The following is a 14,822-nucleotide window of genomic DNA, read 5'->3' on the forward strand; positions in this document are numbered from 1 at the left end:
CCGGGGCCTGACCGGCCGTACCGCAGAGTAGCCATGTACCTGGCACCGCCACCAGGCATCTTTTTTCACATAGTGAACGCACGTCGGATATGCCGGAACACCGCGACCGGCAACCGGCGTTGCCGGTTCTGCCGGTCCGGTCGACCGGGGGCGGGAACCGGAACCGGGGAGGGGGACGGGCCGCGGTCGGCACCGGAGGGGCTCCGGGGCGGCTCCGGGTGCGCCCGGCGCGCTGTGGCACGATGCCCGCGGGCCGGCCACCACGGGCGGCCCCGCACGTGAGGAGAGGACCAGCCATGACCGAGACCGCCACCGATTCCGCCCGGCCCGACGGGGAGCCCGTGTTCCGGCCCGCCACGCCCGCCGACGTCCCGGCGCTGGTCGCCCTGGTCGAGTCCGCCTACCGGGGCGACTCCAGCCGGGCCGGGTGGACCACCGAGGCGGACCTGCTGGACGGCCGGCGCACCAACCCGGAGGCCGTCACGGAGGCCGTGGGCCACTCCGAGGGCCTGGTGCTGCTGGCCGAGCGGGACGGCGAGCTGCTCGCCTGCTGCCAGCTGGAACAGCGCGGCGAGCGGGCGTACTTCGGGATGTTCTCGGTGCGCCCGGGTCTCCAGGGCGGCGGGATCGGCCGGGCCGTGCTGGCGGAGGCGGAGCGGCTGGCCGTCGAGCGGTGGGGCGTCGGCGCGATGGAGATGACGGTGATCGAGCAGCGCGCCGAACTGATCGCCTGGTACGAGCGGCGCGGCTACCGGCGCACCGGGGAGTTCAGCCCGTTCCCGTACGGCGACGAGCGCTTCGGCATCCCGCTCCGGCCGGACCTCCGGTTCGCCCACCTCGTCAAGGACTTGAAGGCGGATTCCTGACGGAATGGACGTCCGTGTACGGAAGTTGACGGCTGCGGAGGTGCTGGAGCCATGACCGGCCGGGGAGTTGACGACCCCCGGAACGGCTCTGGCTCGGGGTCCGGTTCAGTTCCGCTGGACCGGATCTCCGCAGGTGACGCACGGTCAAGTCACTGAGCTGGGGCGATGCGGAGATGTCATACCTCGTTCATTATTGGTCTAGGCCAATGTGAGAAGCTGAGCGCGAACGGCCACGCTCCGTCCGCTGCCCAGGGGGGCCATTTCCGCATGCCCGTACTCCATGGCACCGCCATGCCCGCATTCGACACCGGTCCGCGCCGGACACCCGCGGACCCGGACGACCACCGCCTGCCCAGCCCGCCCGACGACGAGGAGCTCTACTGGTACTTCGGCCCGCAGCGCCGCTGGGTGCTGCTCTGCGCCACCCTCTCCTACGCGGGAGCCACCGCCACGCTCGGCCTGTTCGCCCTCAGCAAGCCGCTGCTCTGGCCCTTCCTGGTGCTCACCGTGCTCAACGCGGCCACCTGGCTGCTCTCGCTCACCGACGGCCAGCGCGCCCGGCGCTTCACCCGCGACTCCCACGACCTGCTGCTGCGCGCCTGGAACCCCGACCGCGCCCCGAGCGTCGACCTGCTGCTGCCGACCGCCGGTGAACCACTGGCCGTCCTCGACAACGCCTACCGGCACACCGCGGCCGTCCAGTGGCCCGGCGAGCTGACCGTGCTGGTCCTCGACGACGCCGGCCGCCCCGAGGTGCGCCGACTCGCCGAGTCCTACGGCTTCCGGTACCACGCCCGGCCCGACCGGGGCCGGTTCAAGAAGGCCGGCAACCTCAACCACGGCCTGGCCGAGGGCACCGGCGAGATCGTCGCCGTCCTGGACGCCGACTTTTGCCCCCGCCCCGACTTCCTGCACCACCTGGTGCCCTACCTCGACAACCCCGAGGTCGGCATCGTGCAGAGCCCGCAGTGCTTCGACACGGACGCCGACATGTCCTGGCTCGAACGCGCCGCGGGAGCCACCCAGGAGATCTTCTACCGCTGGATCCAGCCCTCCCGGGACGCGCAGGACGGCACCGTCTGCTGCGGCACCAACGCCCTCTACCGCCGCGCCGCGCTGAAGCGGATCGGCGGCTTCGCCGAGATCGACCACAGCGAGGACCTCTACACCGGCCTCGCCCTCGCCCGCGCCGGATGGGCCACCCGCTACGTCCCCGCGCTGGTCGCCAAGGGCATGTCGCCCACCGGCCTGCCCGCCTTCATCAGCCAGCAGTACCGCTGGTGCCTCGGCTCCCTGGCCCTGGTCCGCGACCCGGACTTCCGCAAGGGGCCGCTCCCGCGGTCCGCCCGGCTCTGCTTCTGGAACGGCATCCTCGGCTACGTCACCAGCGCGGTGAACGTCTTCGCCGTGCCGCTGCCCGCCCTGATCATGCTGTTCTTCCGGCCCGAGGAGATCCAGCCCTGGCAGGTGCTGCCGTTCCTGCCGCCGATCTGGGTCGCCCTGGTGCTGCTGCCCGCGATGTCCCGCACCCGCTGGCGCTTCGAGGTCACCCGGGTCCAACTCCTCGGCGGGCTCTGCCACGTGGTCGCCATCGTGCACGCGCTGCGCCGCCGCTCCGCCGACTGGGTGCCCACCGGCGCCGTGTCCGGCGGCAGCTCGCTCGCCCGTGCCGTCGCCCGGATCGGGGTCGGCTGGCTCGGCTTCGTCGTCCTCGCGGGCGCCGCCGGACTGGTCCGGGCCGCGCTGCTGCACGGCTGGCGGCCGTACTGGGCGCTCGCCGGGCTGCTCGCACTCACCGCCTACACCATGATCCCGCTGATCCGGGAACTGCGGCCGCTGCTCAACGGCACCGGCGGCGGCAAGGGAGCCGCCGTCGGCGAGGTCGCCGCGCCCGCACCGGGCCGCTCCGACCTCGGGTTCGGACGCGCCGAGGCCGTCGCCGTCACCGCCGTGCTGCTGCTGTGCGGGCTGCTGGCCTCCGGCTGGGCCGACCCGCTGATCGTCTGACGGACCGTCACACCACCTCTGTCCCACCGAGTTTCCTTGCGCGTCGCCCCACCGGCGCGGACACCGCCCGGCCGCCCCATCGGCCCGGCGGGCCCGACAAACCGCTGCCAGCCCTGCAAGGAGCACCGCCGTGTCAACGGCCGTACCATCGTCCTCAGCCTCGTCCTCCTCATCCGCCTCGGCCCCGTCCCCGTCGTCCTCCTCGGCCTCGTCGCCGCCGGCCGCGCCCGCCGCGACCGACACACCCGCCGACCTGCTGCCCGGCGTCGTCCGGGTGGGCCGGGAACCCGCCGCCCCGCAGGGCGCCGCCGTCGCCGAGAGCGGGCAGACCCGCCGGCGCACCGCCTTCCGCCCCGACATCGAGGGGCTGCGCGGCGTCGCCGTGCTCTCCGTCCTCGCCTTCCATTCCGCCGTCCCGGGCCTGACCGGCGGCTTCGTCGGCGTCGACGTCTTCTTCGTCGTCTCCGGCTTCCTGATCACCGGCCTGCTCGTCGGACGCCCGCTCGGCCTGTGGGACTTCGCCGCCCGCCGCGCCCGGCGCATCCTGCCCGCCGCCGCCACCGTGCTGGTCGCCACCGCCGTCGCAGGCGGCGCCCTGCTCGATCCGCTGCGCGGCACCGACCTCGCCCGCGACCTGATCGCCTCCGCCGGCCAGTTCGCCAACTGGCGCTTCGTCGGCGAGCAGACCGACTACCTGGCCGCCGAACGCGACCCCAGCCCGCTGCAGCACTTCTGGTCGCTGGGCGTGGAGAACCAGTTCTACCTGCTCTGGGGCGTGCTGCTGCTCGGCCTCGCCCGCTACCTCCACGGGCGCCGCCGCACCCTGGCGATCACCCTCGCCACGGTGGCCGTCGGCGGGATCTCGCTCGTGCTCTGCCTGCGCTGGACGGCCACCTCCGCGCCGCTCGCCTACTTCTCCACCGGCAGCCGGCTCTGGGAGTTCGCGGCCGGCGCCTGCGCGGCGCTGGCCGGCCCGGCGCTGGCCGCCCGCGCCGAGCGGCGCCCGGTGCTGCGGACGCTGCGGGTGCTCGGTTGGCTCGGCCTCGCCGCCGTGCTCACGCCGGTGTTCCTGTACGACCGCAACACCCCCTTCCCCGGCACCGCCGCGCTGCTGCCCGTCCTCGGCACCGCCGCCGTCCTGCTCGCCGGGCACGGCACCCCCGGCGCCGCCGAGGCCGGACGGCTGCTCGCCACCCGCCCGCTGCGCGCCGCCGGACGGCTCTCGTACGCCTGGTACCTCTGGCACTGGCCGGTGCTGACCATCGCCCAGGCCCGCTACGGCCCGCTGCCCTGGACCACCCTGCTCGCGCTCACCGCCGCCGCCGCGCTGCCCGCCTGGCTCACCCTGCGGCTGGTCGAACAGCCGCTGCGCTACGGCAGCAGCCCCGCCCCCCGGCGCGGGCTCGCGGTCGGCGCCAGCGCCCTGGTCATCCCGCTGATCGCCGCGCTCACCCTCGGCGGCGGCACCGTGCGCGCTCTCGGCGACCCCTCCGCCGGGCCCGTGGCGGCCCCCGCCGGAGCCCCCGACGGCCCGAGCCTGCTCGCCCCCGGCGCCCGGGTGCTCACCCTGACGCCGTCGCTGGCCCGGGCCCGGGAGGACTTCCCGCCCGGCAAGGGCTGCGAGATCCCGCTCAACGCCGACAGCAGCCCGCGCTGCCTCTTCGGCGCCGAGGACAGCCCCGACCGGATCGTGCTGCTCGGCGACTCCCACGCCGGGCAGTGGATCTCCGCCGGCCTCGCCCTGGCCGAGCAGCGGCACTGGGCCCTGGAGGTCCTGGTCAAGCCCGGCTGCCCGCTGGCCACCCTCACCGTGCGCAACAATGTGCTCGGCCGCACCTTCGACGAGTGCGACCGCTGGCGCGAGAACACCCTCACCCGGCTGACCTCCGGCCCCAAGCCGCGCCTGGTCCTGATGGCGGGGCTCAACCGGTACGGCAGCCAGGAGGAGCGCGCCGAGGGCTGGACCCGCACCCTGGACCGGCTCACCGCGCTCGGCGCCCCGCTCGCCTACCTCGGCGACACCCCGATGCCCGGCAAGGACATCCCGACCTGCCTGGCCGCCTCCGACGGGCGCTCGGACGCCTGCTTCTTCCCCCGCGACACCGCCTTCGAGCCCGACCCGGTGCTGGACGGCGGGCTCGCCGCCCGCTATGGGGTGCGGACCCTCGACCTCGGCCCGCTGCTCTGCCCCGGTGCCGGGCCCTCCTGCCCGGCGGTGCTGGAGGGCGTGGTGCTGTACCGGGACACCGGGCACATCACCGACACCCTGGCGCGGGTACTGGCGCCCCGGCTGGACAAGGGACTGCTGGGGACGGCGGGAGCCCCGGGCGCACCGGCCGGTTCTGCCGCGCCGACCGGATCGACCGCGCCGACCGGCCCCACCGGGTAGGCCGGCCTGACCGGTTCGGTGATTCCGACCGGCCCGACCGGTTCGGCCGCGTCCATGGCTCCGGGGCCGCCCTCGGCTCAGCCGTGGATTCAGCCGTAGATGCTGTGGCAGAGCCGGGCCGACTCCGACCCGGCCGGCCAGTGGCCCGCCCGCTCGGCCTGGTCGCAGATGCTGTTCCGGCCTCCGCCCGCCCCGGCACCCGCCGGGGTGGGCGCGGCCGACTGGCCGCGGGCCGGAGCCGGGGCGTGCGGGCTGTGCCCCGGCTTGGGGCGCGCGCTCGCCGAGGCGTGCGCGGCGTCGGTCGTCGCACCGGCCCCGGCACCGGGCGCGGCCGCCGTCGTACCCGGCCCGCCCACCGGGATCACCGCGCCCGGGGTGGGCGGCGGCAGCGGGGACGGTGCCGGTACGGCCGGTGAGGGGGAGACCGGCAGCAACTGCGCCGCCGGGTCCGAGGCGGAGGGCGAGGCGTCCGGCAGCGCCGCCACGCTCAGCTCGTCACCCGCCCCCGGCCCGCACATCACCAGGACGGAGGCCAGCACGGCGCCCGTCCCGACCATCGCGGCCGTCCAGGCCCTGCGTGACAGACGCCTCGGCGGCGGCGTGGCGGTGGACCACGGCGGTAGCGGATTCGTCGGGACCGGCGGCGGCTGCCAAGCGTTCTGCGGCCACTGCCACTGCCCTCCGGTGGGCTGCCCAGTCATGTGCTCGTCCTTCCAGCGGCCCCCCTCAGAACCTTTCCGTGCTCAACGAGCGCGCCGACGCCGGGACATGACCCGGAAGAGGGGTCTGGACGGGCGTTGATTGCCACCGCGCCACATGCTGGGGGACATGGAGACCAACAGCACGTCCAAACCCCTGGTCGAGGTGGCCGAGTTCCGGACCGACAGCCGCTATCGCCTCATCCACTTCGAGGGCCACGGCTGGGAACCGCTCGCACAGGAGGAGTTCGAGCCGCGCGTCCACCAGCTCTTCCCGGACCTCGACCCGCGCGACCCGCAACGGGTCCACTGGGCCGACCGCCCCTGGGAGTGGCCCGCCTGGCACCCGGGCGAAGCCTGAACGCACCGCCCGAACGCACGGGCCGGGCGCTCCGGGCGGGTCCGGGTGGCCCGGAGCGGTCCGGTATGTCCCGGCCTGAACGGATGTGGCGCGGTGCGATGCGACCCGAACCGCTCGGTGCAGGAGTGACGGACCCGTTCCTTCGTTACGCTGAGCGGGTGAGAGTGGATCACTTCTGGCACCGCCTGCCGGGCCGGGCCGTGGGCACCTGCTCGCCGGAACAACTCGGCGAACTCGTGCCCCGCGACCGCGACGTCCGGTACGACCGGCTGGCCGCCGCCGGCCTCGCCCTCGGCGTGCGGCGCACCGCCGTCCTGATGGAACTCGCGCTCACCGAGAACGGCCTGCATCCCGACCCGGCCGCCCGACTGCCCGTCTACGGCGGCGGCCCGCACCAGCCGGACGGCGCACTGCCGGACGGTGCCGTGCCCGTGCTGCGCCCCGAACAGGTCGCGGCGGCCTCCGCGTTCCTGCGCGACTCGGCACTCGGCGAACTCGTCCGCCAGCAGAACAGCGTGCTCGCCCGTACGGCCGTGCACCTCGGCTACCCGACGCCGTGGTCCGAGGCCTGGGCGACGCTCGTCGTCCACGACCTGCGCGAGCTGCGGGACTTCTTCGCCCGCGCGGCCGCCGCCGGGGACGCGGTAGCCGTCCGGGAGGCGCAGTGATCACGCCCGCGGGGACCGCCGGGTACGGCGCGGCGGCCGAGCAACTCGCCGTCCAGTACGAGAGCGTGAGCTTCACCGAGGTGCACCGCGAGCTGCACCACCTGTACCCGGCCCCGCCCGCGTCCGTCCTGGACGTCGGCGCCGGCACCGGCCGCGACGCCGCCGCCCTCGCCGCCCTCGGCCACCGGGTGGTCGCGGTCGAGCCGACCCCCGAACTCCGGGCCGTCGGAGAGCGGTTGCACGCCGGCTCGGACGTGCGCTGGGTCGCCGACGCGCTGCCCGAACTGCCCGCGCTCGTCGCCGAGGGCACGAGCTACGATCTCGTCCTGCTCACCGCCGTCTGGATGCACCTCGCCCCCGCCGAGCGCCCACCCGCGATGGCCGCCCTCACCCGCCTCCTCGCCCCCGCGGGACGGCTCGCCCTCACCGTCCGCCACGGCCCCGTCCCGCCGGGCCGCCACATGTTTGACCTCCCGGACGAGGCCACCGTCACCCTCGCCGCCGACTGCGGGCTGCGCCTCCTCCACCGCGCCACCCGCGCGGACCTGCACGGCCGGGGCGAGGTCCGCTGGACGCTGCTGCTCTTCGAGCGGGAGGCGTAGGCGCTCGGCCCGGGGCGGTAGCGGCGGGCAGGCGACCCCTCCACGGCGAGGTGCGCCAACGCCTCGGGCGGCTCGGGCCCGTCCCGTACGGCCGGCAGGTACGCCCTGGCCTGCCGGAGGTTCAGCCGCGCCGTCGCAGCGACCGCGCCGTCCGTCCGCGCGAGCGCGCGCGCCTCTGCCGCCAAGGGGTCGGGCGGCCGGACGCCCTGGATCCGCTCCCGGTCGTCGCGGGCGTTCGCCGAGCCTCTCTCCGTCGTCGTGGCGACCGGCCCGGCGGACCGTTCGCCGGTCGGCCCGGGGCGTGTTCCCCGGCGGCGGAGGAGGGCCGCTACGGCGATCGACGGTCGGTGGGGGCGTCCGATCGACGCAGCTTCGTCCGGCGGTGGCCGGAGACCGTTGTCAGGCGGCACGGGCGACCGGTAGACGGGAGGCTCCGAGCGCCGATCCTCCGAGCGCCGATCCTCCGAGTACCGGGAGTGCCGTGAACGCCCTGAGACTGCTCGCCGTGCCCGCCGCAGCCCTCGCCCTGACGCTGAGCGGCGCGACCGCCGCACCCGCCGCACCAGCGGCGGCTCCCGACCCCGCGCCCGCCACCGTCACCATCTCCGGTCCGGCCAACGGAACGACTGTCCAGGCGCACGTGGGGGACACCGTCCAGGTGGAGATCCTCGCCGTGCGCGACTACACGGTGACCTGGTACTGGTACGCCCTGGGCACCCCGACGCCCGCCCTGCTCTCCCAGACGGCGGGCAGCGCCGAGCCCAACGGCGACTCCCACGGCACCTTCTCGGTGACGGCCGCCGGGACGGCCGCCATCACCGCGATCGGCCGCTGCGTGCCGGACCGCGGCACGATCTGCCCGCCGTGGGCCATCAACTGGAAGGTCACCCTGGCGGTTTCCTGACCGGACCCGGGACGCACCGCCGCCCCGGGCACCGACGACGGCACTCAGTGGCAGGTGCTGAACTTCTACCAGCAACCGCCACTTGAACACGCCGGATGACAAGGGTTCTTGTCATCCGGCCCTCAAGCTCTGGCTCAGGTCAAGCGGCAGGTGCGCCTAGCCGGTCCCACGAAGCCTGGCCGGGGATGCCGTCCGCCGCGCTGCCGCTGTAGCCGCACTTGCGTTGCCACTTCGGGTACTTCTCGGGCCGCATCACGCTCGGCAGCGCCCGACAGCTTCGGTCCAGGCAGTGCAGCGAAGTCGGCCGTATCGTCACGCACGGGTGAAGGCCCGGCACATCCGGGCAGGAGCAGGAACGCACCTGTTCCACGAACGGCTCAAGCTGATCGGTGCCGACTGGTGACGGTACGATCCGCGGGGATGTGCCGGTCCGCCGCGGCCGCCGGAAAGGAATGATTCCGTGAAGAAATTCATACTCTTCGATCATGACGGTGTCCTGGTCGACACCGAGTTCTGGTATTTCAGATCCGCGGAACGCGCCCTGGCGGAGGCCGGTTTCACGCTGGACAAGGACCAGTACCTCCGGGACATGGCCCTGGGGGCGGGCTCCTGGGTCCAGGCCAGGGCAGCCGGCATCGACGACCTGACCCTCACTCGGGTTCGCGAGGCCCGTAACGGCTACTACCAGGAGTACTTGCGGACCGAGGCCATCGAGATCGACCGCGTCGTCGACACTCTCGCCGAACTGTCGGGGTTTGCCCGGATGGCCATCGTGACGACCTCGAAGCGGGCCGACTTCGACATCATCCACGAGAAGCGCCAGATCAGGCAGTTCATGGACTTCGTCCTTGTGCGCGAGGACTACGAACTCGCCAAGCCGAACCCGGAACCGTACCTGGCCGGGCTGAAGCGCTTCGGCGCCTCCCCGCAGGAGACCCTGGTCGTGGAGGATTCAGCCAGGGGACTGGCCTCGGCGGTGGCCGCCGGCATCGACTGTGCCGTTGTCCACAACGAGTTCACGAAGGCAGACGACTTTTCCCGGGCAACTTACCGGATCGACAGCCTGAGCGAATTGAAGGAAATCCTTCTCCCGGAAAGCTGACGCCGCTTTGGCGCAGAGCCCGCAGCTGGTGCGCCGGGTGAGGGCCGACAGTAGGCAGACGAGTGATCGGCGTGCCTACCGGCTCGAAGCCGAGGCCAAAACGAAAAGCTCACACCGAAAACCGCCCATGGCCCCCGCGTGGAACCGGACGGGACGTGCGCCGAGATTCGCCAGGAAATCCGTGAACTCGCCTGCCCCTCCCCCTAATTGAGACGGTCGCGCATCGGCGCGGCATCGATGGCTGTTGGAGTTGTGGGTGGCGCCGTGGCGCGCGGGAAGTCGGCCGGGCCGACTTCCCACGCCGGCGTCACGGTGCGCCGAATCCCTCCTCGACCAGGCGGGTGGCCCAGCGGGTCAGGGCCGGGGCGAGGGGCGGGTGGGTGAGGCCGGCGTCGGCGGCGAGGCGATCGGCGGAGCCGGTGTCGTAGCGGTCCTCGGAGAGGAAGGTGAGGGTCTCCGGGTCGGCGCCGGTGAGGACGCGGGGGAGGCGGCGGACGAGGGGGACGGGGATCAGGGCGCGGGGCGGGCGGACGCCGAGGTGGCGGGCGAGGAGGGTGATCAGCTCGGGGAGGCAGGGGGTGGTGGGGTCGAGGACGGTGTGGGCCGCGAGCGGGTCGCGGTCGTGCTCGGGCACGGTGGCGAGGAAGCGGGCCAGGTGGTCGACGGTGACGACGGGGAGGAAGGTCTGCCGGGTGCCGGGCAGCAGGGGCAGTCGCCCGCGGTGGAGTTGCCGGACTAGCTGGGCCGGGCCCAGGTACTGGCCGGCCTCGCCGGTCCGGGAGTGGCCGATGACGCTGCTGGGGTTGACGGTGGTGAGCGGGACGCCGAGGCGGGGTGCGGTGACCCGGACGGCGGCGTCGCCGAGGTGCTTGGAGGCCTCGTACGCGCCGAGGCGGGTGTAGAGGGTGGCGGTGGCGGAGGGGTCGAGGGGGTATCGCGGCCGCGGGTCGCGGCCGACGCGATAGCCGGAGAGGTGGACCAGGCGGCGCAGCCCGGGTCGGGTGGCGGACCAGTGCAGGGCGTGCAGCGCGCCGTGGACGTTGGCGGGTTCGGCCTGGGCGCGGGTGAGGCCGAAGGCGTAGCGGGCGGCGAGGTTGTGGACGTCGCGGACCTCGCCGAGCCGGGCGTCGTCCTCGGGGGAGAGCCCGAGGCCGGGGCGGGTGAGGTCGGCGGTGACGGTGGTCGGTGCGGTGCCGTCCGCGCCGTGGTCGTGCAGCCACCGGCGCAGGGTGTCCGCGCCGGTGGTGTCGCGGACGGCGGCGGCCACCGGCTCGCCGCGGCCGAGGAGTTCGAGGACGAGCCAGCGGCCGAGGAAGCCGGTGGCGCCGAGGACGAGGGTCCGGGGCGGTGGGGCGGGGGTCACGGTGAACTCCAGGGATCCAGAATAAGTAGACCGGTCTGCATATTTTTCGGGCGCGGGCGGGCGGCGGCGCGGAACGGCCCGCCGCCCGCGCTCCGGCTACCGGCTGCCGAGCAAGTGCCGGACGGCGTGCCGGGCGTGGTCCAGTGGCTCGCGGCTGCGCCGGACGGAGGCGAGCAGGACGGCCCCCTCCAGCAGGGCGAGCGCCTGCCCGGCGGCGGCCGCGGCCTGCTCCGGGCCGAAGCCCTCGCGCTCCAGGCGGTCGGCCAGGACCTGCTGCCAGCCCGCGTACAGCCCGGCGCAGACCGTCCGCAGGGTCTCGTTGGTGCCGGCCACCTCCAGGGCGACGGTGGCGATCGGGCAGCCGCTGGTGTAGTCCGAGCGCTCCAGGCGCTCGGCGAAGGCCTCGATCAGCTGCTCGGCGAGGGTGGCGGTGTCGGCGCCCTCGCCGGCCAGGGCCGTGAGCAGCGCCTCGACCTCCTGGCCGGCCTGGGTGAGTGCGGCGGCCACCAGCTGGTCCTTGCCGCCGGGGAAGTGGAAGTAGAGCGAGCCGCGCGGGGCGCCGGTGGCGGCCACGATCCGGTTGAGTCCGGTCCCGAAGTAGCCCTGCGCCTCGATCAGTTCCCTGGTGCCGGCGATCAGCCGGGCCCGGGTCTCCTCGCCCTTGACTCCCATGCGGCGATAGTAGACCGGTCTGCATATTTTTGTCGACGGGCCGTCGGGTCGCTCCGACGGTCCTCCGACGGTCCTCCGGCGGCCTTCCGGCGATCCTTCGGGGGTCCCTCGGAGAGGCGCTCGGGCCCTTGTCAGAAGCGGAGTTGGGGAGGGTAGCCGGTCCAGTGCAGCTCCTGCGGCAGGTGGCCCTGGTCGTTCAGCAGCAGCACAGCGGGCGGCCGGCCGGGGGTGTAGCGCAGGACGGTCAGCGCCGCGTTGGCCGCGTTGACGCCGAGCCAGCGCCAGGCCGGGGCGTCCAGGGCGTGCCGGACCAGCCAGCCGACCAGGAAGGCGTGGGTGACGACCAGCTCGTGCCGCTCCTCGCGGCCCGGCACCGGCCCGGTGAACCGCTCGACGGCCCGCCGCGCCAGCGCGGCGCCCTGCTCCCGCTCCTGCGCCGTGGTGGACGAGAGGAAGTTCAGCAGGAACTCGGCGCTGTCCTCGGGAAGTTCGTCCCGCTCGGGCACGTACGGCACGAAGTCCCCGGCCTCCTCGCACTGCTGCGGCCGCACGCCGGTCAGCTGCTCCGCGACCAGCCGCGCGGTCTCGGCGGCCCGGGGCAGCGGGCCGTGGTGCAGCACCGAGACCGGACGGCCGGCCAGCCGCCGACCCAGCAGGGCGGCCTGCCGGCGTCCGGCGGCGGTCAGCCCGGTGCCGTCGCCTTCGGAGGCGGCCTCGCCGTGGCGGGCCAGGTAGAGATAGCGGGTGGCGAGGTCGGTCATGCTCGGGGGCTCCTCACGGTGGACGAAGATCGATTCGCCCCGGAGTGACGCGCCGCGGGCCGTGCCCGGTTCCGGATCAGGTCGTGCCCGTTCCGGGCCGGGCCGTGCGCGGTTCCGGCTCGGACGGTGCCAGGTTCTGCCTCAGCCCGCGTGGGCCTCGTCCAGCAGCGCCAGCTCCTCGGCCGACAGCCGCAGTGCCCCGGCGGCGATGTTGTCCTCCAGGTGCGCCACGTCCCCGGTGCCCGGGATGGCCAGCACGTGCGGGCCGCGGTGCAGGGTCCAGGCCAGCCGCACCTGCGCGGTGCTCACCCCGCGCGCCTCGGCCACCGCCCGGACCTGGGCGGGCTCGGCCTCGCCGGCGCCGCCCTCCCGTCCGGCCCCGGCGATCGCGTAGAAGGGGACGAAGGCGATGCCCTGCTCCCCGCAGATCCGCAGCACCTGGTCCTGCGCCGGCGTGGCTCCGATGCCGTACGGGTTCTGTACGCAGACCACCGGCGCGATGGTCTGCGCCTCGGCGAGCTGGTGCGGGTGGACGTTGGACAGGCCCAGTCGGCGGATCGGCCCGGCCCGGCACAACTCGGCCAGCGCGCCGAAGCGTTCGGCGACCGAGTCGGTGCCGAGGACGCGCAGGTTCACCAGGTCGAGGTGGTCACGGCCGAGCTGACGCAGGTTCTGCTCCACCTGGGCGCGCAGCCGCTCGGGGGTGCGGGCGTGCTCGACCCACTCGCCGTCGAGGCCGCGGCCGGGGCCGACCTTGGTGGCGATCACCAGGTCGTCGGCGTACGGCGCGAGCGCCCGGTTGATCAGCTCGTTGGCGGAGCGCAGCGGCGAGAAGTAGAAGGCGGCGGTGTCGATGTGGTTGACGCCCAGCTCGACCGCGCGGCGCAGCACCCGCAGCGCCTGCTCGCGGTCGCGGGGGACGGCGTGCGGGACGAGTGCCGGGCCGGTCTGGGGCAGACGCATCGTGCCGAAGCCGATCCGGTGGACGGTGCGGTCGCCGAGCTTCCAGGTGCCGGAGGCGGCGGCCGTGACGGGGGTGACGGGCGTGACGGGGGTGTTGGCAACTGCGCTCGAAGTCATGCCCATGATGATCACTGCTGCACCGGCCTGAGCGCCAACGATTCGACCATGCGTGAATCCACGGGGGTGGGGCTCGGCGGCCGAACTGCCGTTCACGGCGGGTGACCTGGCGCGGATGCGCTTCGCGGTCTCCCCGATGCGGGAGGTCGGGCCGAACCCGCGGCTGCGCCACCGCACCCGCCCGCTGCCGGGGCCCACGGCCGGGGCGGGCCTCCCGCTGGTGCCGTCCGCCTTCACCGGCCCGGCGCTCTGCACCCGTCCGGCCCCGCCCGGACCTGTTGCAGCTCGCCTGTCCGGCGCGCGGCACCGGCTGTTGCTCCGTGCGCCGGCGTGTCGCCCCGGATGCCGGTGTCGTCGGGCCGCAGGCGCCGGACGGCCGTAATGTGCGGGACATGACACCCAATCGCGGTCCCCGGCAAGGCCCCCGGCACCTCCGGCAGCGGCGCCGTCGGACCGTTCTCGTCGCCGCGCTGCTCGGGGCCGCCATCGGCGCCGTCGCGCTCGCCGGGGCACCCGTGCGGTCGGCCGCCGCACCCGCAGCCGCCCCGGCCTCCGCCGCACCCGCCGCCGACACCCGGCTCCGCCCGGCCGGCGCACCGCCGACCGTGTACGCGCACCGCGGCGCCGCCTCCGCCGCGCCGGAAAACACCCTGGTGTCGGACGAGGTGGCCCGCCGGGCGGGCGCCGAGTGGGTCGAGAACGACGTCCAGCCCAGCAGGGACGGCGTCCCGTACGTGCTGCACGACGACACCGTGGACCGCACCACCGACGGCACCGGCCGGATCCGCGAGCTGACCGCCGCCCAACTGGACGCGCTGGACGCCGGCTCCTGGTTCGCCCCGGCCTACGCGGGCACCCGCCTGCCGACCCTGGCCGCCCAGCTGGAGGACCTGCGCATCCGCGGTGGCCGACTGCTGCTGGAGATCAAGGGGCCGCACAGCCGTGACGAGGTCGCCCGGATCGTCCGGGAGGTGCGCGACCACGGCATGGCCGACCGGGTCATGGTCCAGAGCTTCGAGGTCGACGCCCTGCGGCACACCCGCGAACTGGCCCCCGAACTGCCCCTCGCACTGCTCCGCTCCACTCTGGACGCCGACCCGGTCGCCACCGCCCGGGACCTCGGCCTGACCGCCTACCACCCCTCGGACGACGCGCTCTCCGCCCGCCCCGGCGCGGTCGGGGAACTGCACGCCGCCGGGGTGGCGGTCAACGTCTGGACGGTCGACCTGCCCGCCCGCTGGAGGGCCCTCACGGCGGCGGGCGTGGATGGGATCATCACCAACCGCCCGGCGGAGCTGGCCGGTTGGGCCGCGGCCTGGTCGGCGTCGGGCGCCGCCGGTTAGGCTGCC

The 14,822-nt window shown here is 74.6% G+C and carries 14 protein-coding genes; 9 read left to right on the plus strand and 5 right to left on the minus strand.

What is annotated here, in order from left to right; translation table 11 throughout:
* Window positions 1-296 precede the first annotated feature (296 nt).
* The 3 genes from ACFVVA_RS09230 (at window position 297) to ACFVVA_RS09240 (ending at window position 5,262) form a co-directional block, all read left to right on the plus strand.
* On the plus strand, window positions 297-866 hold the full coding sequence (locus tag ACFVVA_RS09230; protein ID WP_387687333.1) for a GNAT family N-acetyltransferase: 570 nt from the start codon (window positions 297-299) through the stop codon (window positions 864-866).
* Window positions 867-1,133: 267 nt separating this feature from the next.
* Window positions 1,134-2,873, plus strand: coding sequence for a glycosyltransferase (locus ACFVVA_RS09235; RefSeq protein ID WP_387687336.1), 1,740 nt, complete (start codon window positions 1,134-1,136; stop codon window positions 2,871-2,873).
* Window positions 2,874-3,003: 130 nt separating this feature from the next.
* Window positions 3,004-5,262 carry an acyltransferase family protein gene (locus ACFVVA_RS09240; RefSeq protein ID WP_387687338.1) on the plus strand — a complete coding sequence of 753 codons (2,259 nt, stop codon included), beginning with the start codon at window positions 3,004-3,006 and terminating at the stop codon, window positions 5,260-5,262.
* An 89-nt stretch (window positions 5,263-5,351) separates the two neighbouring features.
* On the opposite strand, the gene ACFVVA_RS09245 is transcribed toward ACFVVA_RS09240, so the two are convergent.
* The gene (locus tag ACFVVA_RS09245; RefSeq protein ID WP_387687340.1) at window positions 5,352-5,819 is read right to left on the minus strand and encodes a hypothetical protein; all 468 of its coding nucleotides are present in this window, start codon (window positions 5,817-5,819) and stop codon (window positions 5,352-5,354) included.
* A gap of 271 nt (window positions 5,820-6,090) precedes the next feature.
* Here ACFVVA_RS09245 and ACFVVA_RS09250 point away from each other — a divergent pair, with 271 nt between their 5' ends.
* The 5 genes from ACFVVA_RS09250 (at window position 6,091) to ACFVVA_RS09270 (ending at window position 9,597) form a co-directional block, all read left to right on the plus strand.
* Window positions 6,091-6,321, plus strand: a complete 231-nt coding sequence (locus ACFVVA_RS09250; RefSeq protein ID WP_359911059.1) for a hypothetical protein — start codon at window positions 6,091-6,093, stop codon at window positions 6,319-6,321.
* Between the two features lie 158 nt (window positions 6,322-6,479).
* Window positions 6,480-6,989 (plus strand): DUF1877 family protein, encoded by a 510-nt coding sequence (locus ACFVVA_RS09255; RefSeq protein ID WP_387687342.1) that lies wholly within the window; start codon window positions 6,480-6,482, stop codon window positions 6,987-6,989.
* Entirely contained in the window at window positions 6,986-7,591 is a 606-nt protein-coding gene (locus ACFVVA_RS09260) for a class I SAM-dependent methyltransferase (RefSeq protein ID WP_387687344.1), read from the plus strand. Before ACFVVA_RS09255 ends, ACFVVA_RS09260 begins: the two co-directional genes overlap by 4 nt.
* Before the next feature lie 481 nt (window positions 7,592-8,072).
* Entirely contained in the window at window positions 8,073-8,495 is a 423-nt protein-coding gene (locus ACFVVA_RS09265; protein ID WP_387687346.1) for a hypothetical protein, read from the plus strand.
* Window positions 8,496-8,955: 460 nt separating this feature from the next.
* Window positions 8,956-9,597, plus strand: coding sequence for an HAD family hydrolase (locus ACFVVA_RS09270; RefSeq protein ID WP_387687348.1), 642 nt, complete (start codon window positions 8,956-8,958; stop codon window positions 9,595-9,597).
* A 307-nt stretch (window positions 9,598-9,904) separates the two neighbouring features.
* On the opposite strand, the gene ACFVVA_RS09275 is transcribed toward ACFVVA_RS09270, so the two are convergent.
* The 4 genes from ACFVVA_RS09275 to ACFVVA_RS09290 all read right to left on the minus strand — a co-directional run bounded on the left by ACFVVA_RS09275 (window position 9,905) and on the right by ACFVVA_RS09290 (window position 13,473).
* Complete coding sequence (locus ACFVVA_RS09275; protein WP_387687350.1) at window positions 9,905-10,960, minus strand: SDR family oxidoreductase; 1,056 nt, start codon at window positions 10,958-10,960, stop codon at window positions 9,905-9,907.
* Window positions 10,961-11,056: 96 nt separating this feature from the next.
* Complete coding sequence (locus ACFVVA_RS09280; protein WP_387687353.1) at window positions 11,057-11,632, minus strand: TetR/AcrR family transcriptional regulator; 576 nt, start codon at window positions 11,630-11,632, stop codon at window positions 11,057-11,059.
* Between the two features lie 131 nt (window positions 11,633-11,763).
* Window positions 11,764-12,393, minus strand: a complete 630-nt coding sequence (locus ACFVVA_RS09285) for a histidine phosphatase family protein (protein ID WP_387687355.1) — start codon at window positions 12,391-12,393, stop codon at window positions 11,764-11,766.
* A gap of 141 nt (window positions 12,394-12,534) precedes the next feature.
* Entirely contained in the window at window positions 12,535-13,473 is a 939-nt protein-coding gene (locus ACFVVA_RS09290) for an aldo/keto reductase (RefSeq protein ID WP_387687357.1), read from the minus strand.
* Between the two features lie 392 nt (window positions 13,474-13,865).
* On the opposite strand from ACFVVA_RS09290, the gene ACFVVA_RS09295 reads away from it, so the two are divergent.
* On the plus strand, window positions 13,866-14,816 hold the full coding sequence (locus tag ACFVVA_RS09295; RefSeq protein ID WP_387687359.1) for a glycerophosphodiester phosphodiesterase: 951 nt from the start codon (window positions 13,866-13,868) through the stop codon (window positions 14,814-14,816).
* The last annotated feature ends 6 nt before the right edge of the window (window positions 14,817-14,822 follow it).

Source organism: Kitasatospora sp. NPDC058048 (assembly GCF_042885555.1).
Lineage (GTDB): Bacteria > Actinomycetota > Actinomycetes > Streptomycetales > Streptomycetaceae > Kitasatospora > Kitasatospora lactacystinica.